Below are 23235 nucleotides of genomic sequence, written 5' to 3'. Positions count from 1 at the left end.
TCAAGCCCCCGCCAGCAGCCCGCCTGGCCGCTTCTCGGCCACCAGGATGCCGCGCACAGCACCGGCGATCATGTCGCCGAGTTGCCGCGCGCTGCCCGCATCGCCTTCGACCCGCGAGCCTGAGGCGTCGACAGCGACGTTGACCACGACATTGCCCGCGCCGTGCGCCTCCACGCCAAGCCGACCATCCGGCCCGCGTTTGAGCGGCATGATGGCCTCAGGCCCGGCTTCGCCCATCAGCCCCAGGCGCGGAATGCCGCCGGTGGCGAAGGTGAACAGCGTCGGCGCGGAGACGATCCGGTTGGCGTAGCGCGCAAGCGATTCGGACGTGTAGACGCCGCCTTGCGCGTTCTTGCGCACGCCGAACGATTTAAGGACGGCTTTGAAAATCCCCTCAGCCGCCCGCTGCGCGAAGATGCGCGCCAGCGATTGCAGGATGGACTGCGCCATCGAGCGGAAGGCGTCCGCCACGGTCTTGGTGCCGGTGACGATGTCGCCGAAGGCGTTGGCGAAGGCGTCCTGCATCTGCCCGGCAACCTTGGTCATCAGCGAGTCCGCCACCGGCTGGGTCTTGGTGATCTCGGCGCGCATGGTCTCCATGCGCCGCGCCACCTCATCGGGCGGGAAAAGCGTCTGCATCGCCGCTTCCAGATCGGGCAGCAGCGCCTCCAGCGCGCCCTTGGCCTCGCGCGCGGCGGCCTCGATGCGCGCCTGCGCCTGCGCGGACGTGAGCGTGCCAGCCTGCTGCAAGACGTTGGCGTTGTCCTGGGCCTGGCGCATGCGCTCGATGGCCTCGCGCCACTTCGCTTCCAGCGCGGCGAGATTGGCCTGCGCGGCCTTGACCGGCACGAGCTTATCGACCAGCTCGCGCAAAGCCGGATCGTCGCCGAAGCGGGCGAGGAGGTCGTCGTACTCGCGGCGGATGGCGGCCAGGCGCATCTCGGGCGTCTCCGTGCCGGTGGCCTGGGCGAATTCCTGCGCGAGCCTGGCCTTGATGTCGGCCAGTTCCTTGTCGAGCCGGGCGCGATCGACCTGGATGGCAAGCTCCACCGCCACCCGGCGGCCATTCAGGGCATCGAGCTGCGCCTGCAATTCGGCGGCCTTGTCGCGCGCCTCGCGCAGACGCTCGGCGATCTCGGCCTGCTGGTTGGCGTCCTTGGGCTTCACGCCGGAGAGCCGCCGGATCAGGTCTTGCTGCGCGGCGAGCTTGTCGGAGAGGCCGCGCTCTTCCAGATCGAGCGCGCGGCGCTGCGTCTCGGCGCGGGCCTGCCAGTACTGGTTTTCGGTCAGCAAACGGCCTTTGAAGCTCTCTTCGATGACGCTTTCGGCCGTCTTCAAGCCGTCTTTGAGGCGGGCGAGTTCGGCGTCGAAGGCATCGGCGAGGGAGGGCAGCCGGGTTTCGCTTTTCTCGAACGACTTGCGCACCAATGCCTCGGCTTGCTTGAACTTATCGGAATTCAACGCGATCCCGGCCTTCGCGGCCTGCTCACGCAGCTCCTTGAGCGCGGCGGAAAGCGGGTCGAGCTTCTTGCGATATTGGTCGATGTACTGGTCGAACTGCTTGCCGAGCAGTTCCGCGCCCAGTACGGTAGGGCCGCCGAGCGCTTTTTCGCGCGCTTCGATCTTGGCAAGTTCATCCTTGCGCGCGGCGAGTTCTGCGCGCACCCGCTTGAGTTCCTCGGCGGCCGCCTTAGAACCGGCCTTTGCCACGGACTCATTGAGCAGCCGCTCCTTTTGCTCCAGCGCGGCGATGCTCTCGCGGAAGATGGCGGCGTCGCCCGTGCCGAATCGCTCCTCTTTGCGCAGCCGCTCGGCGGCCTCACGCGCCGCGTCGATGGCGTCCCTGGCTTTGTCAGCCGACGATTTCGCGCGATCGCCCCAGATGGCCCAGGCCGTCGCTCCGGCGGTGAGCAGCGTGAGTATCAGGCCGAGCGGGCCGCCGACCAGGCCAAGCGCCGCGGACAGGCCGCGCGCGATGCCGGTTCCGGCGGCCATCGCCGCATTGTGCGCCGCCTGCGCGGCGGCGAGCCGCTGCTGCGCCGGGACAAGTTGCGTCTGCACGACGGAAAGACGCGCCATGCCGCTCGATGCGGCGACCGCTGCATTGGCTGACGCAAGCATGGCCTGTGCCTTGGCCACCTCGTGGGCGGTCACGGCCTGAGCCGAAATCGCCGCCTGCCGGTCGGCGGCGATCTTCGCCAGCATCTCGCCGATGGCTGTGCGCGCCGCCTGCGCGCCGCGCACGATGGCGGCCGTCATGGCCCCGGCGGCGGCGACACCCGCCACCCCCAGCGCCGTCTGCATGTGCTGCGCCAGCGCCGAGAAGCCGCTGGCCAGCCCCGCCGTCGCGCCCGTCGCCCGATTGAACTCATCGACCACGCGGCTAAACTGGTCGCGCACCTCGGAGAGCGACTGGCCTATCGTATTTGGCATGCGCGCGGCTTCGTCGGCTAGTTTCTGCCGCTGCGATTCGAGCGCGCGCGTGATGATGTCCGTGGTGAGCAGACCCTGCTCGGCCAGCTCGCGCAGGCGGCCGATCGGCAGGCCAAGGCCATCGGCCAGCGCCTGGGCGAGCCGCCCGCCGTTCTCCATGATGGAATTGAACTCGTCGCCACGCAGCGCGCCCGCGCCCAGCGCCTGGGAAAACTGGCGGATGACGGAGGAGGCCTCGGCCGCTGAAGCGCCTGAGACCTTGAGCGCCAGCGCGGTCGCCTCCGTGGTGCGCGCCACTTGTTCCTGCGTGAGACCGAAGCCGCGCGCGCCCTGCGCGAGCCGCGTGTAGAGCGTGGCCACCGCCTCGTAGCCCGCGCCCGTCTGCGCCGCGACCCGGTAGGCCAACTGCTGCGCGGCGACGAATTCGCGCAGGCCGTCCGTGGAAAGCTTGAGCCGCGCATTGACCGCCTGCACTTGATCGGCCAGTTGCGCAAGGCCGGACAGGCTGTTGTTGAGACCCGAAAACGCAAAAGCGGCTGCGCCGTAATGACCGATGCGGCGCAGCGCCTGAGCAAGCCGGTCGGACTGCGATTCGACGTCGCGCAGCGCGGCCTTGACACGCTGGTTGCCCTCTAGCGCGAGGCGGATGGCGATGGTAGTATCGGTCGCCATGTGTCAGTCCATCCTCTCCGGTCTTTTCACGGGCGCGCTGCTCGTCGCCATGCCTGCGGCAGCCTTCCTGCTGTGGGCAGGCGGCCTTGGCTGGATCGTCATGACGTGGGCTTGCGTGCTCATCCTGGGCATCGTGCTCGGCATCGCCGAAGGCGTCGGCTGGCGCTGGCCGAGGATGCTCGGCCGCATCCTGTTCATGCGCTGACCGCCTTCAGCCACTTCTCCCACCCCTTTTCATCCGCCTGCGCGGCCCGCGCCGCCACCGCCGCTGCGAGGAGCTTCTCGCGCTCGATCCGCACCACGGCTTCGGCGAAATCGCGCGCCAGCGTCCACGGCATCTTCATCACGGCTGCGTAGTCGAATCCTGCGCCGACGAGTCGGGCGACCCACTCGTGCCACCAGAGACGATCCGCGCCAGCCGCTCGGCCGCCTGATTGATCGCGGGCAGCACGCGCTGGACGAAAAAATCCCAGTTCACCTCCAGCACGCGGGAGGCGAGCTCCACCAGCACGTCCGGTTTCTGCGCGCCAAGCCAGGCGCGATCCACTCTGGCGCCGATGGCGGTAGCCTCGATCACGGCATCGGCATGGCGCAGCAGCGCACCCATGATGTCGCCCGATGCGATCTCGGCAGCGATGGGTTCGATGGCCTTGAGAAAAGCCGGCAGGTCGGCGACGGAGACGGGTTCTAATGTTTCAGGTAGACTTGGATTCATGATTCATGACCGGATGATTGATTGCGCCACGACCGCCGCTAACGTGACCGTGACGTTTCGTCGCATCGAGCACACGGAAAGCATGACAGGTAAGCGGCAGATCGATTTCATCATGGACAGGCCGATCGACTGCTCGCACAGACGCGCCTGCGGCGCGTGGGCAAGCAGCCGCTGTCAACTGTTTAAACCGCAAGACAGCCATTGATCCCGCCCTCGCGCGCGCGAAAGAATCGACCCTGCGCGCCGCACACGGTAGAGAACTCCCGCGCGTAGCGACAAGGCGTGGCCGCGTTGCCGTCGAGCATGGCCACCACCAGAGGCGCATGGCACATCCAGTCGAACGGGGCGGGATCGGCCCCGACGCTGGCCCAATGGCAATCCGGGCAACCTGCCAGGCCGTAGCCGGCACGGTCGGCCACGGAGACAGGCTCGATGGTGCGATCACTCATCGCTTACCCCGCCATCACCACCCGCCCGAACATGCCGAGCATCGGATCGGTGGCCTTCGTGGGATCGGCCAGCACCGAGCCCTCGAACTCCAGCTTGCCCAGATCGTCCTGGATCAGCGCAAGGTTCTTGATCGGGTCGAACTGCACCTTGTGCAGCTCCACCAGCACAGGGGCGTTGGACTGCGCGGTGTTCACCCCGCGCAGGCGCAGCCGCCGCGCGGGCGGATTGACCAGGAACATGCCCACGTTTTTAGCGCTGCCGTAGGCATAGTCCACCTTCCACGGCATGGTGGTGCCGGTGGTGTCGAGCACCTTGACCGCGCCAAAGGTGGCATCCAGCTCGTATTTCGTGGCCGGCACGGTCGCATCCGCGCCGTCCTTGACCACCACGGACGAGACGCCGACCGGGTTGGCGAGCGGGTAGACCATGCCGGCCACCACCGTGCCGAGCGACTCGGCGGTGACGGTGCCGGCAGCGCGGGTGAGTGTCTGCCCATAGAGCCCGAGCGCCAGATTGTCCAGGCTTAAGCTCTCAAGCGTCATCTTGATGCTGGCCTTCTTGGCCTTGATGAGGCGCAGATCGGTCATGCGCTGGCCGGACCAGCTCTCGGTGTGCTCGATGGTCTCCACCTGAAGATCGACGGACAAGGCGGGGCAGTTGCCGACCTCGTATTCCTCCAGCGCGTTGCTGCCGGCAGTGCCGAGCGTGACGATGCCCTGGAAGCTGTAGTATTGAGTCTCGATAGCCATGTTTTACTCCTTGCGCTTGGGGTTCTTGCTCCCCTCTCCAGCTGGGAGAGGGTCTTGGGGTGAGGGCTGCGCCACGCCTGCCTCGATCAGCCAGCGGGCGGCATCCTCGGGCAGGTCGAGCACTTCGCCCGGCAGGTAGGGCTGCCCGGCGTGGGTGTGGGGCTGGGTGAGTTCGATCTTCACGGCTTCCTCTCAATGAGTTCGACGGTCTCGAAGGCCAGCGGCCACAGCAGCGTGCCCGCGGCGTAGTCCGGGCGCGGGGCGGCCACAGGCTGCATGGGCTGCCAGGCTGGCGTGGGCTGCCAGCCCAAGAGCCGCGCGAAGGCCTCGCGCACGATGTCGGAGGCATCGGCGCGCGCGGCGTCGCCCTCGCGCACCCGTGCGACATTGCTCACCGCCACCACCACAAGCCAGCGCACCGCCACGCGGCAGCGGGCAGAAGATGCATCGATCACCCGGTAGCCGTCCGCGCCGACGAAGATGGCTGGCAGGCGCTTGCCAGCGATGCCGTCCTGACCGAAGTCGGCCAGGCCATGCACCCCGGCCAAGCCAGGGATGTCCGCCAGGCGCGCGCGGATGTGGCTCTCGGCGTCCAGCATCAATAGCCACCCATCTGCTCAGGCCCGAACACCGGCGCCGGTCCGCTCTTGGCCGCCGCCAGGCTCAGCGCGGGCTGGCTCTCTGGCGGCAGTCCGGCTGGCAGGCCAAGGCTCGCGCGCCCGCTGGAGATGTTCTCCAGCAGACGGCGGGCGTCCTCATAGCGCTGCCGCACCTCATCGGAGGCGCGGTCCTCCCACAGACGGTAGCGCGCGATGTCGCATGCAATGCGGGCAAGCAGCGCGGGGGTGGTCGGCAGCGGCAGGCGGTAGCGCGCGGCAAGATACCCATCGATCTCGGCCTCGGCGTCATCGAGCGCGCGGGAGACGATGGCCGTATCCACCACGCCCGCGCCCACGCGGTCGGTGAGCTGGATCAACTCATCCTCACCGTAGCGGGTGATCAGATCCGCTGCCGTCGCGTAAGGCATGCCTTACTCCTGCCCCACCTCGGCCACCGCCAGCGCCGGGTCGGCCTTGAGTTCCGCCGCCTGCGCAGGCGTGACCTCCACCACCCGCGGCTCGCGGGTGAAGGGGCCAAGGCCCGCGCGGTAGCGAGGGTGGTCGCCGTGGCTGGCTGCGGTGCGCACCATCAGGCGCACCGTGCCGCTTTGCGTGTCAGCGGGTTTTTTCGCCATCACGCGCCCCTATCAGGCCACCCAGGGCGAGACGATCAGGTCGACCACGCCGAAGTTGGGGTTGGAGGCCCCGCTGGCGAGCCGCTCGTTCTTGACGATCTCGATGGCGGCGGCGCGCAAGCTGGGCGGCACCACCAGCACCGTGGGCTTGACCCCCAGCGGCCGGCCGCCGTCGGCGATGATGCCCATCATCGCCGCCATCGCGGCGTTGAAGTTGGCGGCATCGAGCGTGGCCTTGCTCTTGTAGGCCATCTGCCAGAAGCCAAATCCCGCATTGCAGCGGTAGCGGATGCCGTAGCGGTACTCGTCGCGCACGAACACGCCTTCGTCGTTGGTCGCGGTCATCGCCTCCAGCTCTGGCGTGGTGCGCTCCTGGAAGATGAGCGGCTTCAAGGCACGGCTGGTGTCGAGCAGGTACCAGGGCGCGCCGGTGCCCGCTTGCAGGTTGGAAACGGTCGTCACCGTGCCGGTGCCGTCCACGTTCGGATAGACAGGGTGGTCGGTGTCGAAGAAGTTCTGGCCGTCGTAGCACAGGGTCGATTCGCCCGCGGCGAGCAGGCCGAACACCAGCTCGTCGCCGTGCGCTTTCGCGGCGCGGCCCATCTCGGCAAACAGCGGGGTGTAGATGCCGACGTTATCGTCCTCGATGTCGGTGCGGCGCACGCCCACCGTGCCCTCGTAGAGCTTGTTGGTGACGGTGTAGCCCTGCGCGGCCATGTCCTTGACCACGCGGTCGCCAACCCACTCGCGCAGCTTGGGAAACTGGTTGAGCCAGCCATAGGTGTTGCTGGCGTTGGAAGAGGGCGCGCGGGTGGCGACCTTCTCCCAGTCGGTTGGGGTGGCGGCCAGCGCGTCCTGGAAGGCTTTCGAGAAGCCGGTGCGCAAGCTGGTGATCAGTGCGGGGGTGATGATGGCCATGTCTTACTCCTTGACGGTGATGGTTTTCTTGTGGGCGGCGAAGTCGCCTTCCGGGATGCCCAGCAGCGCACAGGCGATGCGGTCTTCCTCGGTCAGCGTGTCCGCATTCGATGCGACGCGCTGCGCGGCGCGATCGGTTTCAGGCGGCAGGATGACCGGGGATTTTTCGGTCCACTGGGCGAAGCCTTCCGGGTCTTTGCTGGCGTAGGAAAGCGCCCAGTCCTTCATGGCCGGCGCGAGCTTGCCCGCGCGCATCGCGGCGGTCACCGCGGCCTCGGCCTTCTCGGCGGCGATCTGCGCTTGCAGGGCGGCGAGCTGCTCGGCCACCGTGCGGTGCTGGCTCATCGGCACCCACTCGGCTGGGTCGGGCTGGCGGGCCTGCGCGGCGGCGGCCTCGGCGGTAGTGAGGCGGTCGATGATCTTCTGCAGCTCGGCCACCACGTCTTCTGGCGTGCTGGCGGCGGGCAAGTTGAGCATCATGATGAGGCGTTCGATCAGGTCTTCCACGGCATTGGTCTCCTTTCGACTAGCGGCAGCCTTGAGATAGAGGTTCGGGTTGTGCGTGAGCCCCGCGCCTTCGAGCGCCACGACGCGCCCTTGCTTGTCGTGGCGGAAGACCGGGGAGAGGTAGCGGTACTCTTTATTGAGGAGGTGCTGGCTGGCCGCAGGCGTCCACTCCACCCGCGCCCAGATGCCGTCCTCGCGCGCGGCCAGCTCCTTGATCCACCCGGCGGCGGGCACAGGCCCGGCCTTGTCTTCCGCCGAGAGGCTCTGGTGATCGTAGTCCACCGGCAGGTCGGCCCCGTGCGCGGCGAAGACCGCCAGCACGGCCTCGGCATCGAGCCGGTACGGCCCGCGCCCGTCGCGCCCGGAAAAGACACCCGCCGGAATGAGGTGCACCCATTCCGGCGGCGTGAAGGCCGCGTCATCGGCGGCGGATGAGGCAACGAGCAGATCGACGGCGCACGCGCCACGCTCGACGCGGCAGGCCGAGGCATTGGCGCGAAAGAGGATGGGATGGCTGTACGTCATGGCCGCCATGATGGCGGCCTGGGTGGTTACGACACAGGCTGAAGCGGTTCAGATCATGCCGCGCTCCCTGCCGTGTTCCGGGCCGGGTTCGTTATCCCCCTTTTATCCCCGGGATAATGCCTCGCCCAATCGATTTTCATGGGCCGGGTGGTAGTCAGGGTGCTGCGCGCCCAAAAAATCGCTCTACGGGCCTAAAAACGGCCCTGCAAGCGATTTTGCGTCAACCACGCGGTTTTGCTGGCGGTTCGGCAGGTCAGAGTGGGCGACCTTCGATCCAGCGTGAGAGGATGTCGAGGATGGCGGCGCGGTCGTCTGCGCCGATCCACTGCCCGTCCTGGGTGACGGGCAGGAAGGGGCGCGCGGGGATGGTGACACTTTTCCCGCGCCCGGCCTGGCCGCCGAGCTGGTGGATGGCGGCGTAGATGCGCGAGGAGCCCACCTCGGCCCAGTCGCGCCCGGCGGCGTAGTGGATGTTCTGGAGCTGCTTGCTCTCGCCGATCAGCGGCTTCTTGCCCGCCGCGCGCGCCGCGCCGCGCTTGCTGAGGCTGCCGTCCTTCTTGTAGCTGCCGCCGTAGCGGCCCAGATAGGCGGCGATGGTGGCCGGCGCGTTGGGTTCCCACGCCTGCCCGTCCGGCCCGGTGGAGGTGGCAAAGCGGCGGCGGGCGCGCTCCATCAGCGTCTGCCCGATGTCGTGCATCGCCGGGCCGGTGTCCTCCACCCGGCTTCTGAGCCGGTCGAGCGCGGCGCGCAGCGCGCGGTCGTCGAGGGTGATCTCGATCATGTCATCTCCTTGCACGCATTGCGCGCGACATGCTACAGTTCAGATGTCCGCGATGGCCGTCGCGGATCGGGATTGGCATCCCGGAAACCAAGGCGGACGGTAAGGCCGCCTCATCGAGAAAGCAGCGAGGGCGGCTTTTTTCACGTCCGCGCATGGTGCCGTTCATCATGGGCGGCCCGTGCGGGGAGCGCTCGCGCTCGCCGGTGCCTTGGTTCCGGTATGCCAACCCGCACGGTGCCCGCCCGCCCCGTTGGCATGGGGCGGCGGGTTGAGCAATCAACCTGAACCAAGGAGTCCAACCATGCACAACCTGATTCCAGCCGAGTTCCTCGGCACCCATGTTTCCATTATCGACCATGCCGCACGCCGCTGGCTCACCGCCCGCGACGTGGGGCTTTGTCTTGGCTACGCCGACGAATTTGCTCGGCAGGCCATCATCAAACTCTACAACCGTCACGCCGACGAGTTTGGATCGGAAGATACCTGCGAAGTCAATTTGACTTCGCAGGGCCAAATCAGAAACACCCGCATCTTCTCCCAGACCGGCTGCATCCTGCTGGCGATGTTCGCCAACACGGCCTTGCAGCAGGCGCTGGAGTCGGTGGGACGCCGCATGCTGGCGGCGATCGATGCCGTGGCGCTGGAGGCTTGAGCCATGGCCGCGTTCATCATCCCGGAATCCGCCGAGAACGCCCTGTATCTGGCCGAGCGGCTGGCGCGCTGATGGAGTCGGCCTTCGCCCAGCTGGGCGAGGCGCAGGTGGAGGTCCGGGGCGACGAGCTGTCCGCCACCTTCGGCCTGATCCGCTGCCAGATCGCCCAGGCCAAGGACGCCGCGCGCTTTGATGCGCGGGCGTAGGTTGGCTATACTGGGTACAAGCGGTTGCGGCAAAACCTCCTCGGCGATTCGCTGCGGGCTGGCCTGGAGCCCTAAAGTATCGTCGGCGGTGCTGGGAGCCCGCCGCGCAACCGCCACGAGGCAGCCCAGGCGCTGCCTCATTTTTTTCGTCCGCCACCGCGCAACAGGCGGCCAATTTCAGCATCACGCTCGGCGACATCCGTAGGCAGCCTGCGGTAGCTGGTCACCCACAACCCACGGCCAGTCTTCGTAGCTTTGACGACCAGCACGTAGCCACCGGCCTCATTCGGGCGCACATAGACGATGCTTTTAGTGCCGGTCTTGTTGCCGGCCTGGTCAATGTTGTCTTGAATATCCTTGACAGCGGCCAGATCGACCACCTCCTGCGCCATCAAGTAATCTGAGGCGTCAAGATCGCCGTGTCTGTCTTCCTGTTTCCTATAGGTCTGGCGCGATAGTCTGGCGATGCGCGCCTCGGCTGCGCCCAGCGCCACGGCGTCATCGTCCGGCAGGCGCACGAGCGGTATGGATTCAGCCTCGGACGCGGCCCATATCGGGAATGCGCGTCGCAGCGCACTCTTGAGCAGCGCCGCGCCCAGTGCATGACGCAGCCGCGCCGCTTTGTCGGCGACCGTCTCCAGCAGCCGGAAGTCCGCGCATCGCCTGCCGCCGCTGGCGTGCGCATCTGCGCACAACACGCTTGCCCCCGGCATGTAATCCCACCCCTCATCCACACCCGGTAGCCGCCCCTTGGCGTCACGCACGTCCCACCCGGCGGGCGGTGCGGTGTAGCCGGGCTTGCCGCCAAGCCGAGCCGCGCCTTCGGCCGAGCGCGCGCCCACCACGTAGCATGAGCAGTTGCTTACAACAATGCCACCCGCTAGAATAAGACCTGTGGATGTCGTGAAATCGTATACATGACCAGACCACTGGAATTTTCCGATCTCGACGATCTCGTCACGCGCTATCTTTCCGGAGCCAGCATCAAGCAGCTGGCGATAGAGCGCGGATGCAGTCGCGGTGCACTCACGCGCGCGCTGCGCCTGGCCGGCGTTTCCCTGCGCGACCGCGCAGAAGCCGGGCGCGCGTCGTGGCAAGCCATCAAGCGTACTGACGGATGGCGCGAGCGCTTCCTGGCCAAGGCGTGGGCTGCGGCAGACGCGCGCAATGCCGACATCGAGCGCGCCGTCATCAGCCTCTATCGTAACGGCCTGACCAGTGCGCGCATGATCGCCATGCGCCTGGGCGTCGCCAAGCCAACTGTGCTCGATATGCTCAAGCGTCGCGGCCTCGGCGGCGATCGCTGGAACCATCGGCGCGCAGCCGCCAACGTGGGCGGCTTCAACGCAGCCATGCAGTGCAAGGTCGAGCCAGCCTTCGGTGCGCAGTTCGTCGCGCGCGGCCTCGATTTCGTGCATCAGGCCGCAATCGGCACCCGCAATGTGGATTTCTCCTTCCATGCCGAGCGCGTCGCCGTAGAAATCGTCCGCCGCCACTGGAACGATGCGAAGTCCCTGCGCCGAGAGCGCCTCGAACAGATCTTCTGCGCGGGCTGGCGGATGTTCATTGTGTACGATCCCGTTCAGCGCGGCATCGACATCGGCGCATGCACCGATCAACTCGTCGCCTTTTTGGAGTTCGTGCGCGGCAACCCATCCGCGCCTGGTCAATACTGGATGGTTGACGGTGAGGCGCAACCGTTTCCCGAGAGCCGTGTGCAACTCCACCATTTCTCCCGAATACCATGCCCGTTGACCGGCGATCGCGTCGCAGCGCACTGACGTATCGCCAGGGAAGCAGTTCCACGCGCTGGGTGGATAGTGCGTCTTCCAGAAGTCGTGATCGGCGGGCAGCGTGAGTCCGTTCCAGGCCAGATGCTGCGGGCGCGGGTCGCGGCTTCCGCCGTGGCGGTAGACCCACAGGGCATAGCCGCCCTCCTTGAGCTGCGCGAGCCGCCCGGCGGCGTAGCTGGTGGAAAGATTCGTCTGGTAGATCACCCGCGTGCGCCAGGCGCGCCCGGCTGCCGACTCCTCGCCCGTCCAGCCGTGCCAGCCGTGGCGCTGCACGATCTCGCCGAAGCGGCGGCGGAAGGCGTCCAGGCTCTCGCCATCATGGATCGCCTTGTCCACGGCGGCGGCCAGATCGGCGAGCAGATCCGCCTTGGCCGCGCCAGCGACCATGAAGGCGCGGTCGTGCTGGCTGCGCATGATGTCGCGCCACGTCGCCGTGGGCACCAGGTTGCCGAGCTTGCCGCGGAAGAACGCCACCTGCTCGGCGAAGGGCCGTTTGAGCGCGGCGCGCAGGGCAGGATCAGCGGCTGCCGCCATGCGCGCGCTCCCAGTCGTCACGGCAGTCCACAGAGCACCAGCGCAGATGATCGGCCAGCGGCTCGCCGCACCACAGGCATTCGCCGGTGGGCCGCGGCCCTGCGGCACGGCGCAGGCGCAGGATGTGTTCCATCTCGCGCTCGAGCCGCTCGGCGGTGATGTCGACCTCGTCCATCACTCGCTCTCGGCGCGCGCGGCGAAGCGCCCTGCGAGTTCCGCAGCGGCGAAGCCCATCGCCATCACCTCGGCGAGCTCGCTCTCTGGCAGGTCGGCGAAGGCCGCCAGCAGCGCATCGCGCAGCTGAGGCAGGCTGTCCGCGCCCTCCACGATCTGCCGCACCTTGTCCATGATGGCCGTCCAGGCCGCCTCGGCCTCGATCTCCATGCGGTCAGCCTGGAGTGCCGGGATGTCTGGCGCGTCCGGCGCGCCCTGCGCATGCGCCGCGCAGCCGCAGCGCGTCGCATGCAATGCGTGCACGGATTGCGCGGCTGGCGCATCCTGTGGCGCAGCCGGCGCGCCCAGCACAGGCTCGCCGTCCTGCGCCTCTGGAATGCCGAACTTCTCCCTCACCCACCACTGCGGAATCGGCATGCCAGCGCCGGTGAGCTTGACCACGTGGTCGGCCAGGGCGGTGAGGTCTTCCGGGTCTTCGACCAGGAGCTTCAGCACCGGCAGCGGCGCGGCATCGCCCAGGTTGAGCCGCACGATGGGCGCGATGAGGTCGCGCGTGAGGGTGGCGGCCACCGCCCGCGCATCGGCTTCGAGCAGATCGCGGCGCACTTCCTGGTGCACCTTCGCCTGCGCGAGACTGCCGGAGGTGCCCGAGTCGGTGGTCATGGTCTGGCCGAGCACCGCCTTGCTCACCTGCCGGTCGAGGTAGTCGATGAGCTGGTGATAGAGGTCGGCGCTGGCCGACTTGCTGCCGGACTCGATGAGTTCGAGCACCATCTCCTGCGGGATCACCGCCGCCGCATCCGAGCCGAGCGAGAACGCCGCCTGCTTGAGCACGGCCACGTCATCTGGGCTCGCGCCCTGGTGATACTTGCCCACGCGGATGGGTTGCCCGAACAACTCACAAAACCGCGCCCAGTCGCGCATGGCGTAGCTCTTGAACACCCAGGCCCACAGCGCGCTTCGCGCCACCCCGCCAAGGAGCGGAATACCAGCCGCCACCGGCGGCGCGTGCACGATCATGCGGTAGGGCGGAATCTCCGCCCCCTCCGCGCTGCCATCGACCAGACGCAGCAGCCGCCCGGTGTCGGCATCGAAGCTGAACCAGTGCGCCTCGCGCGGCAGGATGCTGCGCGGGTACCACACATCGCCCGAGGTCTCCCAGACGATCTCTGCCACCGCATAGCCCTTGGCCACCGCGTCCATGAGGTGGGTGATGAGCACGGCCAGATCGCTCTCGCGCACGGCATCCTGCACCAGCTCGGCGGCGCGCTTCGCGGCGGGCGAGTCGTCCCAGGGCTGGATGTCGATCGGCAGGCCCGCTACCGCCAGCGTGCGCGTCTGCAGCACCGCGCGGTAGTGCAAGTCCTTCTCGCGGATGTCGTCGGCAGCCAGCAGGAAGTCGTGCGCATCGCCCTGTGCTGCGCGGCGCAGCACGTCGGCCACCATCGCAGGCGTCATGGAAGCCAGCGGGCGCCACTGCCACACGCTGCGCAGGCCCGTCTGTGCGGGCCGGGCGATTTCCTCGCGTAGCTGCGCGGCGGCTGGCTGGCTCTTGTGGATCGTCACCGGCTTGTGTTTAGCGTGTTTCATGATCTTTCTCCTGCTCGATGCACCAGCGCAGCGCGCTCTCGAAAGCGATCCATGCCAGGATCAGAGCACCCATCATGACGGTCTCACGCTCAACGGCCAGCAATGCCAGCACAGCGATTTTTACGCCGCGAACGTAGCCAATAAACCATTGCGGCGATCGCGCATACTCGCGAACCGAGCGCGGCGCCACGAAATAGCCAACGGCCGCAAGCGGCGTGACTGCCCAGAAAAAGGCCTTGAACACGCTCTCTGCCACCGTGTTTTCAAACACAACCCACAGCGCCAGCGTCATGCATGCCGCGACGTCAAACATGACGATGGCCGCGAATTTCTTTCCTGTCACCATCCTGCCCACTCCCCGGCGCGGCTGCGCCATTCATCATCCCAGCGCGGCGCGAAGCTGCGGCGCGCCACACTCTCATACCCATACACCGGCACGCCTTCGCCCGCGGCGGCGCAGGCCAGCGCCAGCGCCCAGAAGCGGTCGGCGTGTCCCGATCCATCCCGGTCGGCGAGCAAGCGCGGCACGCCGCCAGCGCCAGGTTCCATGCGCACGGCGCGCAGGTCGTCGATCAATGCGTCCCGCGCATTTCCATGCACGTCAGGTATCAGCAGCCGCCGCGCCTGCAGCCGGTCTTTGAGCGCCACCGCCATCTCCAGCTTGTTCGCGGCGTTGAACAGCACGCCAGCGACGCGGTACTGCCCATGCCGCCGCTGCGCCTCCTGCACCGGCATTTCGCCCATGCCGGTCTGGTCGATGGCGCAGCGCGCCACGCGGTAGGCGCGAAACACCGCATCGAGCCGGGCAAGCTGCGCGGCGAACGATTCCCCGCGCATCACCTGCATCTCGCGCAGCGCGAGCACGCCCGCGCCCACGTCCTCGATCACGGCGATCACCGACAGGTCGCCACGCGCGGCGATGTCCATGCCCACATAGACGGGCCGCCCGTCGTAGGGCGGCAGCGGCGGCGCTTCCAGCGCGGCCAGGATTTCCTCGTAGGTGAGCCACTCGCGCCCGGCGCGATCGAGGAAGGCGCACTCGAATTCCTGCGCCCAGGTGTCCGGGTCGCGCGCGGCGCGGCGCAATTCGGCGATGTCGCGCGGCAGGCCGTCGGCCACCGCGTCGTGAATGGTCACCACATGGCGGCTCCACAGGCCATCGTCGGCGGTCATGATCTCGTGGAACATGTCGCCAACCCCGTTGGGCGTGGAGATCACCCGAATCTTGAGGCTGGGCTTGGACACCACGGGCACCAGCGCCCGCCACAGGGCGCGGTTGTCCTTATGGTGCGCGAATTCGTCGAGGATCAGGTTGTCCGACATGCCGCGCGCCGTCTCGGGCCGCGCCGCGATCGCCCGCACGTAAGAGCCGCCGGGGAAGCGCACCATCGCCGCCTGCTGCTCGATGCCCAGGCTGTCGTCCATCAGCAGCTCGTAGGCCGCGCCGATGGCCTGCGCGTGCACCGCGGCCCCGGTGCGGATGGCGTCCAGCGCCCGGTCGCGGGATATCGACAGGATCGTCCAGCGGGCAATGCGCCCCTCGGCCTCGGCGGACAGACAATCCAGCACCGCCTCCAGCGTGGTGGTGAAGGTCTTGCCCGTCTGGCGGCTCCACATCGCCGCCTTCCAGCGGCTGGCATCAGCCAGGTAGCGGCGCTGGTAGGGGTAGAGGATGGGGGCGGTCATGACAACTCGATCACCACGACCGTTCGCCACAGATGGATGCACAGCCCGTCCCACCAGTAGATGCCGAAACCGGCCACCGGGTCGAAACGCCGGTAAATCCGCAGCCCATTAACCGCCATACAACCCCTCCCGGATGGCCTTGAGCGTCTCGGCATCGAGCGCCTTGCCCGCATTGCGTGCGACGCGCTCCACCTCGTCGAGCTTCGCGCGCACCTCGTCGGCCCAGCGCTTCTGGCCGATGGACGCGCGGCTGGCCTCGGCAATGGCGCGCGCGGCCTGGCTCAAGACCTTGACCTGCTCGGCGGGGTCGGCCAGGTCGGCGGCTTCGGTCACCCGGCTCATGGCGTCGAACAGCGCCGACTGCACCATGCGCAGCACGGCAGCCGAGTGCTCGTCGGCCTCATCTGGCGCGGCCTGCGCGATCAGCCGAGCGGCCTCGGTGCTGGCCTTGATGCGCAGCATCACCGCCTGCACCCGCTGGTCGTAGCGGTGCAGGCTGCTCTTGCCGATCTCGTAGCCCTGTTCTTTGAGCCACGCGGCCAGCGCTTCATACCCGCCGTGCGTGCGGTCGGCCAGCAGGCGCTCCAGCTCGGCCTTGAGCGCGGGCGGCAGGGTGTCCACCTTGCTGCGTCGCGCCATCTCACCACCTCGGCGGGCGCGCCAGGCCCGCTGGTGCGTCGGCGCGGTACTCGTACACGTCTTCTCCCAGCGCGGTCAGCTTCGCAGACCAGATGGGCGACGACTCGCGCACGATGGCGGCGAGCCCGTGGGATTCCAGCCAGCCTAGCTCGCGCCGGATGAGGTCGGCGGTGGCGTAGATCGGGATCTCGTGCGCGCACGACAGCAGCACGTCTTCACGAGTGCCGTAAGGACGCGCGTGCCACAGCGCGGTGAGCATGAGCCAGCGCAGCGCTTCGCGCTCGGCGCGGGCCATGTCGATGGCGGCATCGAGGCGACGTTCAGTCATGGGGCGATCTCCTGGCGAGCAGTTCGTAGAGCCGGTCGAGCTTGGTGTTGATGGCGGTGAATTCGCGGATGGCGTCCTCGCGCCGCTGGTAGTGCAGCGGCAACTCGGCCATCAGCCGCTCGAAGCGGCTCTCCAGATCGTCAATGCGGGTGAGGCGGCTCTCGATGTCGGAGAGCAGCCGCCCGGCGAACCACTTGAGCAGGGCGAAGATGCCGCCCAGCAGCGCACCGCCGATAGCCAGCATGGCCGGCCAGTTGAAGGCGCTGATGATCACGTCACCTTCCATGCGTCACCTCGTCCCACTGGCGGATGGCCTCGATCCTGGCGCGGCAGGCGTCGTAGGCGCCGATGACGCCGGCGATCCAGCCGCCGAGGTCGGCTTCGGTGACGCCAGACTGGCCGGGATCTGCGGGAGATTCGGAAGCGGCTCGATCAGGCTCGCTGGCACGCGCGGGCATGTCGTCGGCGTCACTGAGGCGGGCGTTGAGCAGCCCGCGAGCAGCGTAAGACAAGCCATAAGACTGAGCAGTCGGCAGGGCATAGAGGGACTCCTTCAGGCGTTTTTCGGTGACGGCCAGGCGCGATTTCGTCGCATGCAATGTGCGCACGGCAGCGGCCTCGGCAGCCTGCGCGGCGGAAAGCCTGGCGGCAGCGGCTTGCGCGGCCGCGGCCTGCTGGTCTGCCATCTCGGCGCGCAGGACGGCCACTTCGGCCTGCCGCGCGCGGTGCTCCAGCGAGTAGGCGATGCCAGCGCCGGCCGCGCCAGAGACGGCGGCCACCAGCAGCAATGGCCAGACGGACGGCATCACTGCGCTGCCCCCAAGCACTGCTTGTATTCGGCCTCGCGCCGCTTGACGAGGCCCGGCAGCACGCGGCCGCCGGCCTTGTCCCACATCTTGATCGCCGCGCACGCGCCGGAGTAGTCTGGCGGCGTCTGTTTGAGACGCTTGACTATGGTCGAGCGGCAAAAGGCGCTCGCTCCGATGTTGTAGGCCAGGCTCACGTAGGCGTCGAACTCGTGCTGGGCGAGCGGCACATGGCCGATGCACGCGGCGATCTGCCGCCCGATGGCATCGGCATCTTTCGCCAGCCGCAGCACGGCGCGCTCCGGCGTAATGGTGTCGCTCTTTCGCACGGGGCTGCCGTCCTCGCGGCGCGTTGTGCCAAAGCCGACCGTCCGCACGCCAACCCCGTCGTCGTAGGCGCGCGCGCGGTACCCCTCGTGCACGGCGATGCCCGCAACGGCGACGGCGGAGACGGCAATCATGGAAGGAAGAAGGCGCGGCTTCATGCCGCGAGTATCAGGCGCGCGCGCGATGCGCGGCAGCCTGAAGCGGTTCAGATAGCTAGAACAGATCGCCTTGTTTGTCGTCCTCGTGGCGACCAAGAATCTCGTAGATCCACCGCTCGGTTAGCCGGTAGCGCCTGGCGATGGCTTGAACCGGCTCGCCTGCGTCGTAGGCGGCGCGGATCGCCGCGTCGCGCGCCGCGCGCGCCGCGCCGTCGCACTTCGGCACGTAAAGCTCTGTGCCGCCCGCCCAGGCTGCCAGCGCCTCCTGCGCCGGCATGGGAAGCTCGGCCAGCGGGCCGTCGAGCGGCGGGTTCTTGGGGATGTAGACAACCAGCCCGCCGGCCACGGAGATGAGCGTCTCGAGCGCCTCGCGCCCGATCAGGCGCTCGAGCAGCGCCGTGTCTGCGACCGCCATCATCCCTCCAGGCGGTATTCGAAGCGTTCGCGCCCGACGCGGCGGCAGGCGATGGGAAAGCCGTTCGCGCGAAGCTCGGCAATGCACGAGTTGACGGCGCACACGCCCGCGCCGATCACGATATCGAGCGTGGAGTGCCACGCCCGGTCTTCGAGCAGCGCCAGCACGCGCTGCAGCCGATCGCTTTTTTCAATTCTGGCCGCTTTCATTGATGGTCCTCTTGCTCTTCAGCGCTTCCATGATCCCGGCCAGGATAGCTCGCGCCCTCTCTTTTTCCTCCGCCGTCTGCGCCGGCGGCGGCAGGCTTTTCTGCGGCATCCGCGCCGGCAGGTACCGCAGAAACACCGCTGGCGTCGGCCAGCGCGTCTCATGCAATGTGATCTGACGGAAGGCCTCGCCGATGCGATCGGCGTCCAGTGCCTCGACCCAGGCGCGCCCAGGCCAGAGCGCTTGCACCCACACCTTGGCCGTCGCCTCGACCGTGTCCGCCGGCGGGTGGCCTTCCATGCGCAGCGCCATCAGCGCGGCCAGGCCGCGCTTGATGCGCCGCTCGAACCACGGCTCAGGCTGCGCCGCCATCGCCATCCTCCAGCAGTGCCTCGATGGCCTGGCGCGTCTTGCTGCGGGTGTCAGCGCCGCGCGATCGCGCCCACTTCTCTAGGCCGGTGATCACCTCGGTCGCCCCGCGCTTCGTCAGAAAGCGCGGATCGTCCAGCCCGGTTGTGCGCTTGACGAAAGCCGCCAGCGCGGTGTCTGTGAGCGCGAGGCTGCCAGCCAGCCGCTCGATGGTGGCCCACTGCGCTGGCGTGGGCCTGTTCCAGCCCAGCCCGCCCTTGGGCGGCGGGGAAGGGATGCCGATCTCGGCCCCGCGGCGCTTGAGTTCCCAGCACCATGCCACCAGCTGCTTGTCATCGAAGTCCTTGAGCGATGCGCGCCCGGCGAATGCGGCCTGCGCCTGCCGCCTGGCATCGTCGTCCAGCCCAAGCTGCAAGGCGGCCCTGTGCGCCAGCCCCAGCAGCACGCGGCGGCGAGTCTTGCTGTCCATCATCGTCTCCAGTCTGTGAACCCCGTGCATGCCCACGCCGCACGGCATGGGCATGGGCTGGGTCACACGGACAGAGGCCTAGGCCGCGCGCATTCGGCCAGCGCCTGGCACGCCTTCATGGCATCCTCCGCACGTCCGTAGATTGCGATCTCGGTGAGCGCCACCTCGTAGCGCGCCAACTTCGCCATGGCGCGGGCGACGATCTCGGCATCCATGGCCGTCGTCATGCCCTGCTCGATGCGGTCGATCAGGCCTTCACTCATTTCTCCGCCCTCCAGGTCACGCTGGAGGACTTGCCAACCGTCAGGCATGCGGCGATGGCCGGCTGCAGCGGTTCGTCACCGTCGCATGCCATCTCGATCAGCCGCGCCTCGGCCTTGTATGCGACCTCTGTCCTAATCAGGTCATCGAAGCGATCTCCAAGCACAGCCTTCAGTCGCGCAGCGTCTGTGACTTTCACCGCCTCGCGCTCGGCGATGCTCGCCCGGCACACCCCGCGCACGATGAGCGAGCAGTCCGTCCCATGCGCCTCGATGATCTGCGCGTTCACCTCATCGAGCGCCGCCTTGAGCTCGTCAATTTGCTTCTTGATCTGCCAGCCCTGCATCACCAGCCGGATGCTGGCCGCATCCAGCGGCACCACCTCGCCGCCGTCGCGCAGGATTTTTTCTCCAGCAGGCAGCCCGGCTTTTGCCACCGTTGCCGTCTCTTGCTCTTTCGTTGCTACTTTTGCCATATCAATCTCCTTGTCCGCCGCCCGGCCAGGCGGCCATACCCTCAAACGTTCAGTTCAGCAATCCGGCAGCCCGCGCAGTCCTCGCGCGGGCAGGCGCGGCAGATCGCCGTCGCCTCCGGGCTTCTCGCCGCCCGTTCCACCACCGCCACCAGCAGCCGGTAGCGCTCGGCGAGTTCCCCATCCGGGTAGCTTCCTGCGCGGATGCGCCCCACCGCAGCGTCCGAAACGCCCAGGATGCGCGCGGCCTCCGCGCGGCTCACAAGATGCTGCACCATCAGCCCTCCACGGCATGCCGGTTGGCCATCCACTTGCCCGCCAGCTCGAGCACCGCAGGCGTGAGTGACTGAATGCCGTTGCTGGCCATGATCCGCTGGCACTCGCCGGCCAGCTCCACCGCCTCGCGGTAGTTGCCCTTGCGGCAAAGCGTCCAGAACTGCGTGATCACGTCCTTGTCAGCCACGTCGCCGAAGATGGGCCGGATCACGTGTGCGTATGTCTCTGCGCGGTCGAGGTGGCGCGTGCTCACACGCTTGGCTCCGATCCTGGAGCCCAGTTGCAGCAGCAGCGGGCGCGTTCTCGCCTCGCTGAACTTGCGGGAATACAGCTCCGTGCCGATCAGGATCACAGCGATGGCGCACTCATCCGCCAGATACCGCAGGGTCTCCAGAACGCGCCAGCTGCACTTGTTGGCCTCATCGACCACCAGCAAGAGCCGCTCTGCGTCCTCGCCCCGGCGCAGGAGCTTGTCCGCCGCGCCCGCGCCCTCGATGCCCGCCAGCAGCGCCACCTCGCGCAGCAGCTGGTGGCGCGTCATGCCGTCCCACGCGGCTATGCGCAGCGCCCCGTGCTTGTCCACGATGGCGCGACCCGCCATCGTCTTGCCTGTGCCCGCCGCCCCGGTGATCTCGCCGATTGGGTTGTCCTCGGCGAGCACCAGCTGGGCCAGCGCAAGCGCCTCCCTCACAACCTTGGTGTCGCGGATTTCCTTGTTTTTTGCCATAATGCGATCTGCTCCTTGTCGTTTGCCGTTTCACACCAGCCGCCCGGTTGCCGCCGGGCGGCCACCTCTTCAAAGCCCCATCTCACGCGCAAGCCGCGTTTCCTCGTCGTCCTCCACGCCCAGGCGATTGAGTTTTTCCGCCGTCATGCGCACCTCCATGCGCCGGTTGATCTCCTCGATCTGCCGCGCCCGCGCGGCCTTGATGCCTTCGTGCAGTTGCAGCACTTCCGCGCTGGGCTGCACCCACTGCGCGGCGGCCTCGGCCTGGTCGAGCGTCGCATCCAATCCGAGCAGCTCGGCCCGTGTGCCGGCCAGAGCCGCCTCGTTGAGCGGCCCGCCCGCCTGCTCGATGCGCTCGGCCAGCAGCACATTCAGCGCCTGCCGCCTGCGCGCGGCTTCCTTCGCGCCAGCCGGGTCGGTGATGCCGTAGGTCTTCTCCGGCTCAACCCAGCCCAGGATGCGGCGGCCCTGCGCGTCCAGGATGTAGGCCCCGGTTTCATTCAGGATGCGCGGCACCGCCACCGTCACGCGGCCTTCGATGGCCATCAGGCAGTCGCCGCTGTAGGTCACTCCATCCACCGAGACCGTGCCGCGGTTGACGCGCCGCACCTCGTAGTCGGCAAAGGCCAGCGCCAGCGTCAGCCTGTCGATCTTCCACGGCCGCCAGCCGCTCTCCAGCGCTTGTGTCAGCTTCTGCTGCGGGCTCAGGCCGCCCATGTGCTCGGCGCCCGGCTGCGGCGTGACGTGATAATCCGCCAGCGTCCGGTTCAGCCAGTCTTTCACCGCCTCGAACGCGGCGGGCTGCACGCCCTTGCCGAGCGTTGCCACCTTCTTCGTGATTCGGTTGCCGCCCACATAACCAAACCACCAGCCGAGCCAGTCCGTGAGGTTCCCGAACAGCCCCTCGATGCGCTTGGCGCGCGGCCTGAATGGGATCGAGCGCACCACCTGCCGATCCGCCGCCGTGGTCGCCGCCTCCTCGAAGGCGAACTGCTGCCCGGTCAAGTCCGCCAGCCGCTTGCAGGCCACCAGCATCTCGTCCCACTGGTATTCGCTGCCGTTGTCCAGATACAGCCTGCGCGGCGCGCCAAACGGCGCCCGCTCGCACATGCGTGCGTAGCTCGCCGCCACGTGCTCGCGGCGGATGCCCTGGCCCTTGTCCAGTAGCACCGCGTCAAGCCACAACCAGTTGGTCGCGACATCGTGCCAGGCGACGAGGCGCGCATACGCCGTGCTGCCGTCCTCGCGCAACACCGGGATGTCCAACGGCGTGATGTCGCCGCACACCAGCTCGCCCGGCATCAGCCCAGCCGCCGTGCGCTTGACCGGCGTCAGGTGCCGGTCGTAAATGGCTTTTCCGTCGCGCAGCGAACGGCCCGCCACCCGGAAATGCTGCCCCTCGGCCCCCACATACCGGCGCGGGCAGGGCACAGAAAGCAGGCTGGCGCACACCGCGCGCGGCGCGCCCAGCTCCATCAAATCGCGCGCCACCTTCGCCGTCGCTTTCAGCCAGCACTGCCGGTCACTCGGCGCGCCGCCCACCCAGGCCATGCGCACCGCATCGCGCATGCGCGTGGCCAGCGTCGGCACATCCTCTGCCGCCCACTGCGCCGCCGCATCCTGCGCCCAAGCCAGCCACGGCCCCGAAATCAACCGCCGCGCCTGCCCACGGTCGCGCCGCTGCCCCAGGCGCGCCAGCGCGGCCACGCCGCCATCGCGGGCGATCTCGGCCAGCCGATACACCTGCGCAACACTTCTATCAAGAGACTGCGCGATGCTCTCGGCCATCGCCCGGCGGCCCTTATGCCGCTCGGGCAGGTCGAGCAGAGGCTTGAGCAGTAAAAACATGTCGCGAGCGCGTAATACCCGCTCAAAATCATCATCCCGCACGCCAGCGCCAACGATCTGGCCGATCAGGAGCGCGTCGGCGTCGGGTTCGGTCGGTTTTGCAATGGTGGTGGGGGTAGCCGGAATCGAACCGGCCCTACGGGTTAGCGGCCCGTTGCCCGCGTTCGCCGCCGCCGTCGCAGCGGCTGCCATCGGGTACCCTGCCGGCGCGGCGGTGCCACCGCCCGGCACGAAGGCGCATCCAGCGCCACCCCCGCCGGTGAGCCCACCCGCGCCGGTGGCCGCCGGGCTGGTTTCAGCGGGGAGAGGGCACC

35 protein-coding genes and 1 pseudogene are annotated in these 23235 nt (G+C 68.0%); 4 read left to right on the top strand and 32 right to left on the bottom strand.

Going from position 1 to position 23235, the window contains the following annotated elements; genetic code table 11:
* Positions 1–3105: a tape measure protein gene (locus EL388_RS00590; protein ID WP_126458095.1), complete on the bottom strand. Its 3105-nt coding sequence runs from the start codon at positions 3103–3105 to the stop codon at positions 1–3.
* Here EL388_RS00590 and EL388_RS00585 point away from each other — a divergent pair.
* A complete protein-coding gene (locus EL388_RS00585) occupies positions 3104–3310 on the top strand; it encodes a hypothetical protein (RefSeq protein WP_126457885.1) in 207 nt (68 codons plus the stop codon). The two genes, EL388_RS00590 and EL388_RS00585, sit on opposite strands and share 2 nt — an antisense overlap.
* On the opposite strand, the gene EL388_RS13775 is transcribed toward EL388_RS00585, so the two are convergent.
* From EL388_RS13775 to EL388_RS00535, 11 genes are all read right to left on the bottom strand, one after another.
* Positions 3300–3449, bottom strand: a complete 150-nt coding sequence (locus EL388_RS13775) for a hypothetical protein (RefSeq protein WP_165919219.1) — start codon at positions 3447–3449, stop codon at positions 3300–3302. The two genes, EL388_RS00585 and EL388_RS13775, sit on opposite strands and share 11 nt — an antisense overlap.
* The gene (locus EL388_RS00580) at positions 3449–3820 is read right to left on the bottom strand and encodes a hypothetical protein (protein WP_126457882.1); all 372 of its coding nucleotides are present in this window, start codon (positions 3818–3820) and stop codon (positions 3449–3451) included. The genes EL388_RS13775 and EL388_RS00580 overlap by 1 nt, the downstream gene beginning before the upstream one ends.
* Positions 3821–4002: 182 nt before the next feature.
* On the bottom strand, positions 4003–4269 hold the full coding sequence (locus EL388_RS00575; protein WP_126457879.1) for a hypothetical protein: 267 nt from the start codon (positions 4267–4269) through the stop codon (positions 4003–4005).
* A gap of 3 nt (positions 4270–4272) precedes the next feature.
* Positions 4273–5019: a phage tail tube protein gene (locus EL388_RS00570; protein ID WP_126458092.1), complete on the bottom strand. Its 747-nt coding sequence runs from the start codon at positions 5017–5019 to the stop codon at positions 4273–4275.
* 3 nt (positions 5020–5022) lie between these two features.
* Positions 5023–5202, bottom strand: a complete 180-nt coding sequence (locus tag EL388_RS00565; RefSeq protein WP_126458089.1) for a DUF7210 family protein — start codon at positions 5200–5202, stop codon at positions 5023–5025.
* A complete protein-coding gene (locus tag EL388_RS00560; protein ID WP_126458086.1) occupies positions 5199–5618 on the bottom strand; it encodes a phage tail terminator protein in 420 nt (139 codons plus the stop codon). Before EL388_RS00560 ends, EL388_RS00565 begins: the two co-directional genes overlap by 4 nt.
* Positions 5618–6046: a gp436 family protein gene (locus EL388_RS00555; protein ID WP_126458083.1), complete on the bottom strand. Its 429-nt coding sequence runs from the start codon at positions 6044–6046 to the stop codon at positions 5618–5620. The genes EL388_RS00560 and EL388_RS00555 overlap by 1 nt, the downstream gene beginning before the upstream one ends.
* A gap of 3 nt (positions 6047–6049) precedes the next feature.
* A complete protein-coding gene (locus EL388_RS00550) occupies positions 6050–6253 on the bottom strand; it encodes a hypothetical protein (RefSeq protein WP_126458081.1) in 204 nt (67 codons plus the stop codon).
* A gap of 12 nt (positions 6254–6265) precedes the next feature.
* The gene (locus EL388_RS00545; protein WP_126458078.1) at positions 6266–7171 is read right to left on the bottom strand and encodes a Mu-like prophage major head subunit gpT family protein; all 906 of its coding nucleotides are present in this window, start codon (positions 7169–7171) and stop codon (positions 6266–6268) included.
* Between the two features lie 3 nt (positions 7172–7174).
* On the bottom strand, positions 7175–8212 hold the full coding sequence (locus EL388_RS00540; protein WP_126458075.1) for a phage protease: 1038 nt from the start codon (positions 8210–8212) through the stop codon (positions 7175–7177).
* A gap of 244 nt (positions 8213–8456) precedes the next feature.
* Positions 8457–8999 (bottom strand): phage virion morphogenesis protein, encoded by a 543-nt coding sequence (locus EL388_RS00535; protein WP_126458072.1) that lies wholly within the window; start codon positions 8997–8999, stop codon positions 8457–8459.
* Between the two features lie 286 nt (positions 9000–9285).
* On the opposite strand from EL388_RS00535, the gene EL388_RS00530 reads away from it, so the two are divergent.
* The 3 genes from EL388_RS00530 to EL388_RS14390 all read left to right on the top strand — a co-directional run bounded on the left by EL388_RS00530 (position 9286) and on the right by EL388_RS14390 (position 11623).
* Positions 9286–9636: a BRO-N domain-containing protein gene (locus EL388_RS00530; RefSeq protein ID WP_126458069.1), complete on the top strand. Its 351-nt coding sequence runs from the start codon at positions 9286–9288 to the stop codon at positions 9634–9636.
* 71 nt (positions 9637–9707) lie between these two features.
* Positions 9708–9842, top strand: coding sequence for a hypothetical protein (locus EL388_RS14315; protein WP_269470951.1), 135 nt, complete (start codon positions 9708–9710; stop codon positions 9840–9842).
* Positions 9843–10759: 917 nt separating this feature from the next.
* On the top strand, positions 10760–11623 hold the full coding sequence (locus tag EL388_RS14390; RefSeq protein WP_420856660.1) for a helix-turn-helix domain-containing protein: 864 nt from the start codon (positions 10760–10762) through the stop codon (positions 11621–11623).
* 27 nt (positions 11624–11650) lie between these two features.
* Here the strand turns inward: EL388_RS14390 and EL388_RS14385 are convergent.
* The 20 genes and pseudogenes from EL388_RS14385 to EL388_RS00435 all read right to left on the bottom strand — a co-directional run.
* A pseudogene (locus EL388_RS14385) lies at positions 11651–12022 on the bottom strand (phage head morphogenesis protein); the annotation flags it as partial.
* 130 nt (positions 12023–12152) lie between these two features.
* Entirely contained in the window at positions 12153–12344 is a 192-nt protein-coding gene (locus EL388_RS00520) for a hypothetical protein (protein WP_126458064.1), read from the bottom strand.
* Positions 12344–13933, bottom strand: a complete 1590-nt coding sequence (locus tag EL388_RS00515; RefSeq protein ID WP_126458060.1) for a DUF935 domain-containing protein — start codon at positions 13931–13933, stop codon at positions 12344–12346. Before EL388_RS00515 ends, EL388_RS00520 begins: the two co-directional genes overlap by 1 nt.
* Complete coding sequence (locus EL388_RS00510; RefSeq protein ID WP_126458057.1) at positions 13920–14309, bottom strand: hypothetical protein; 390 nt, start codon at positions 14307–14309, stop codon at positions 13920–13922. Before EL388_RS00510 ends, EL388_RS00515 begins: the two co-directional genes overlap by 14 nt.
* Positions 14273–15619 (bottom strand): phage terminase large subunit family protein, encoded by a 1347-nt coding sequence (locus EL388_RS00505; RefSeq protein ID WP_126458054.1) that lies wholly within the window; start codon positions 15617–15619, stop codon positions 14273–14275. The genes EL388_RS00510 and EL388_RS00505 overlap by 37 nt, the downstream gene beginning before the upstream one ends.
* On the bottom strand, positions 15616–15738 hold the full coding sequence (locus EL388_RS14310; RefSeq protein WP_269470950.1) for a hypothetical protein: 123 nt from the start codon (positions 15736–15738) through the stop codon (positions 15616–15618). The genes EL388_RS00505 and EL388_RS14310 overlap by 4 nt, the downstream gene beginning before the upstream one ends.
* On the bottom strand, positions 15728–16258 hold the full coding sequence (locus EL388_RS00500; protein WP_126458051.1) for a DUF3486 family protein: 531 nt from the start codon (positions 16256–16258) through the stop codon (positions 15728–15730). Before EL388_RS00500 ends, EL388_RS14310 begins: the two co-directional genes overlap by 11 nt.
* 1 nt (position 16259) lies before the next feature.
* Positions 16260–16586 carry a cytoplasmic protein gene (locus EL388_RS00495; RefSeq protein ID WP_126458048.1) on the bottom strand — a complete coding sequence of 109 codons (327 nt, stop codon included), beginning with the start codon at positions 16584–16586 and terminating at the stop codon, positions 16260–16262.
* Positions 16579–16872: a hypothetical protein gene (locus EL388_RS00490; RefSeq protein ID WP_197721803.1), complete on the bottom strand. Its 294-nt coding sequence runs from the start codon at positions 16870–16872 to the stop codon at positions 16579–16581. Before EL388_RS00490 ends, EL388_RS00495 begins: the two co-directional genes overlap by 8 nt.
* The gene (locus EL388_RS00485; RefSeq protein WP_126458045.1) at positions 16862–17392 is read right to left on the bottom strand and encodes a hypothetical protein; all 531 of its coding nucleotides are present in this window, start codon (positions 17390–17392) and stop codon (positions 16862–16864) included. The genes EL388_RS00490 and EL388_RS00485 overlap by 11 nt, the downstream gene beginning before the upstream one ends.
* Positions 17392–17877: a lysozyme gene (locus tag EL388_RS00480; RefSeq protein WP_126458042.1), complete on the bottom strand. Its 486-nt coding sequence runs from the start codon at positions 17875–17877 to the stop codon at positions 17392–17394. The genes EL388_RS00485 and EL388_RS00480 overlap by 1 nt, the downstream gene beginning before the upstream one ends.
* A gap of 55 nt (positions 17878–17932) precedes the next feature.
* A complete protein-coding gene (locus tag EL388_RS00475; RefSeq protein WP_126458039.1) occupies positions 17933–18292 on the bottom strand; it encodes a Mor transcription activator family protein in 360 nt (119 codons plus the stop codon).
* Complete coding sequence (locus EL388_RS00470; RefSeq protein WP_126458036.1) at positions 18292–18501, bottom strand: hypothetical protein; 210 nt, start codon at positions 18499–18501, stop codon at positions 18292–18294. The genes EL388_RS00475 and EL388_RS00470 overlap by 1 nt, the downstream gene beginning before the upstream one ends.
* The gene (locus tag EL388_RS00465) at positions 18482–18871 is read right to left on the bottom strand and encodes a hypothetical protein (RefSeq protein WP_126458033.1); all 390 of its coding nucleotides are present in this window, start codon (positions 18869–18871) and stop codon (positions 18482–18484) included. Before EL388_RS00465 ends, EL388_RS00470 begins: the two co-directional genes overlap by 20 nt.
* Positions 18855–19337, bottom strand: coding sequence for a phage protein GemA/Gp16 family protein (locus EL388_RS00460; RefSeq protein WP_165919202.1), 483 nt, complete (start codon positions 19335–19337; stop codon positions 18855–18857). The genes EL388_RS00465 and EL388_RS00460 overlap by 17 nt, the downstream gene beginning before the upstream one ends.
* Positions 19338–19399: 62 nt before the next feature.
* Complete coding sequence (locus EL388_RS00455; protein WP_126458027.1) at positions 19400–19600, bottom strand: hypothetical protein; 201 nt, start codon at positions 19598–19600, stop codon at positions 19400–19402.
* A complete protein-coding gene (locus tag EL388_RS00450; RefSeq protein WP_126458024.1) occupies positions 19597–20073 on the bottom strand; it encodes a hypothetical protein in 477 nt (158 codons plus the stop codon). Before EL388_RS00450 ends, EL388_RS00455 begins: the two co-directional genes overlap by 4 nt.
* Positions 20074–20114: 41 nt before the next feature.
* On the bottom strand, positions 20115–20348 hold the full coding sequence (locus EL388_RS00445) for a hypothetical protein (RefSeq protein ID WP_197721802.1): 234 nt from the start codon (positions 20346–20348) through the stop codon (positions 20115–20117).
* Positions 20348–21073 carry an AAA family ATPase gene (locus EL388_RS00440; RefSeq protein WP_126458021.1) on the bottom strand — a complete coding sequence of 242 codons (726 nt, stop codon included), beginning with the start codon at positions 21071–21073 and terminating at the stop codon, positions 20348–20350. Before EL388_RS00440 ends, EL388_RS00445 begins: the two co-directional genes overlap by 1 nt.
* A 69-nt stretch (positions 21074–21142) precedes the next feature.
* Positions 21143–23113: a hypothetical protein gene (locus EL388_RS00435; protein ID WP_197721801.1), complete on the bottom strand. Its 1971-nt coding sequence runs from the start codon at positions 23111–23113 to the stop codon at positions 21143–21145.
* Between the last annotated feature and the right edge of the window lie 122 nt (positions 23114–23235).

Source organism: Sulfuritortus calidifontis, assembly GCF_003967275.1.
GTDB classification, from domain to species: domain Bacteria; phylum Pseudomonadota; class Gammaproteobacteria; order Burkholderiales; family Thiobacillaceae; genus Sulfuritortus; species Sulfuritortus calidifontis.
Note: the sequence above shows the minus strand (reverse complement) of the source record. Positions and strands in the feature narration are given on the sequence as shown.

Coding starts and splice junctions, on each gene's coding strand:
- EL388_RS00550 (WP_126458081.1), bottom strand. CDS start 6,253: ATGGCGAAAAAACCCGCTGACACGCAAAGCGGCACGGTGCGCCTGATG.
- EL388_RS00480 (WP_126458042.1), bottom strand. CDS start 17,877: ATGAAGCCGCGCCTTCTTCCTTCCATGATTGCCGTCTCCGCCGTCGCC.
- EL388_RS00530 (WP_126458069.1), top strand. CDS start 9,286: ATGCACAACCTGATTCCAGCCGAGTTCCTCGGCACCCATGTTTCCATT.
- EL388_RS00520 (WP_126458064.1), bottom strand. CDS start 12,344: ATGGACGAGGTCGACATCACCGCCGAGCGGCTCGAGCGCGAGATGGAA.
- EL388_RS00560 (WP_126458086.1), bottom strand. CDS start 5,618: ATGCTGGACGCCGAGAGCCACATCCGCGCGCGCCTGGCGGACATCCCT.
- EL388_RS00485 (WP_126458045.1), bottom strand. CDS start 17,392: ATGCCGTCCGTCTGGCCATTGCTGCTGGTGGCCGCCGTCTCTGGCGCG.
- EL388_RS00450 (WP_126458024.1), bottom strand. CDS start 20,073: ATGGCAAAAGTAGCAACGAAAGAGCAAGAGACGGCAACGGTGGCAAAA.
- EL388_RS00570 (WP_126458092.1), bottom strand. CDS start 5,019: ATGGCTATCGAGACTCAATACTACAGCTTCCAGGGCATCGTCACGCTC.
- EL388_RS00490 (WP_197721803.1), bottom strand. CDS start 16,872: ATGGAAGGTGACGTGATCATCAGCGCCTTCAACTGGCCGGCCATGCTG.
- EL388_RS00510 (WP_126458057.1), bottom strand. CDS start 14,309: ATGGCGCAGCCGCGCCGGGGAGTGGGCAGGATGGTGACAGGAAAGAAA.
- EL388_RS14315 (WP_269470951.1), top strand. CDS start 9,708: ATGGAGTCGGCCTTCGCCCAGCTGGGCGAGGCGCAGGTGGAGGTCCGG.
- EL388_RS00445 (WP_197721802.1), bottom strand. CDS start 20,348: ATGGTGCAGCATCTTGTGAGCCGCGCGGAGGCCGCGCGCATCCTGGGC.
- EL388_RS00555 (WP_126458083.1), bottom strand. CDS start 6,046: ATGCCTTACGCGACGGCAGCGGATCTGATCACCCGCTACGGTGAGGAT.
- EL388_RS00515 (WP_126458060.1), bottom strand. CDS start 13,933: ATGAAACACGCTAAACACAAGCCGGTGACGATCCACAAGAGCCAGCCA.
- EL388_RS00460 (WP_165919202.1), bottom strand. CDS start 19,337: ATGGACAGCAAGACTCGCCGCCGCGTGCTGCTGGGGCTGGCGCACAGG.
- EL388_RS00500 (WP_126458051.1), bottom strand. CDS start 16,258: ATGGCGCGACGCAGCAAGGTGGACACCCTGCCGCCCGCGCTCAAGGCC.
- EL388_RS00575 (WP_126457879.1), bottom strand. CDS start 4,269: ATGAGTGATCGCACCATCGAGCCTGTCTCCGTGGCCGACCGTGCCGGC.
- EL388_RS00505 (WP_126458054.1), bottom strand. CDS start 15,619: ATGACCGCCCCCATCCTCTACCCCTACCAGCGCCGCTACCTGGCTGAT.
- EL388_RS00545 (WP_126458078.1), bottom strand. CDS start 7,171: ATGGCCATCATCACCCCCGCACTGATCACCAGCTTGCGCACCGGCTTC.
- EL388_RS14310 (WP_269470950.1), bottom strand. CDS start 15,738: ATGGCGGTTAATGGGCTGCGGATTTACCGGCGTTTCGACCCGGTGGCC.
- EL388_RS14390 (WP_420856660.1), top strand. CDS start 10,760: ATGACCAGACCACTGGAATTTTCCGATCTCGACGATCTCGTCACGCGC.
- EL388_RS00470 (WP_126458036.1), bottom strand. CDS start 18,501: ATGAAAGCGGCCAGAATTGAAAAAAGCGATCGGCTGCAGCGCGTGCTG.
- EL388_RS00475 (WP_126458039.1), bottom strand. CDS start 18,292: ATGGCGGTCGCAGACACGGCGCTGCTCGAGCGCCTGATCGGGCGCGAG.
- EL388_RS13775 (WP_165919219.1), bottom strand. CDS start 3,449: ATGAAGATGCCGTGGACGCTGGCGCGCGATTTCGCCGAAGCCGTGGTG.
- EL388_RS00580 (WP_126457882.1), bottom strand. CDS start 3,820: ATGAATCCAAGTCTACCTGAAACATTAGAACCCGTCTCCGTCGCCGAC.
- EL388_RS00440 (WP_126458021.1), bottom strand. CDS start 21,073: ATGGCAAAAAACAAGGAAATCCGCGACACCAAGGTTGTGAGGGAGGCG.
- EL388_RS00590 (WP_126458095.1), bottom strand. CDS start 3,105: ATGGCGACCGATACTACCATCGCCATCCGCCTCGCGCTAGAGGGCAAC.
- EL388_RS00495 (WP_126458048.1), bottom strand. CDS start 16,586: ATGACTGAACGTCGCCTCGATGCCGCCATCGACATGGCCCGCGCCGAG.
- EL388_RS00585 (WP_126457885.1), top strand. CDS start 3,104: ATGTGTCAGTCCATCCTCTCCGGTCTTTTCACGGGCGCGCTGCTCGTC.
- EL388_RS00435 (WP_197721801.1), bottom strand. CDS start 23,113: ATGGCAGCCGCTGCGACGGCGGCGGCGAACGCGGGCAACGGGCCGCTA.
- EL388_RS00465 (WP_126458033.1), bottom strand. CDS start 18,871: ATGGCGGCGCAGCCTGAGCCGTGGTTCGAGCGGCGCATCAAGCGCGGC.
- EL388_RS00455 (WP_126458027.1), bottom strand. CDS start 19,600: ATGAGTGAAGGCCTGATCGACCGCATCGAGCAGGGCATGACGACGGCC.
- EL388_RS00540 (WP_126458075.1), bottom strand. CDS start 8,212: ATGGCGGCCATGACGTACAGCCATCCCATCCTCTTTCGCGCCAATGCC.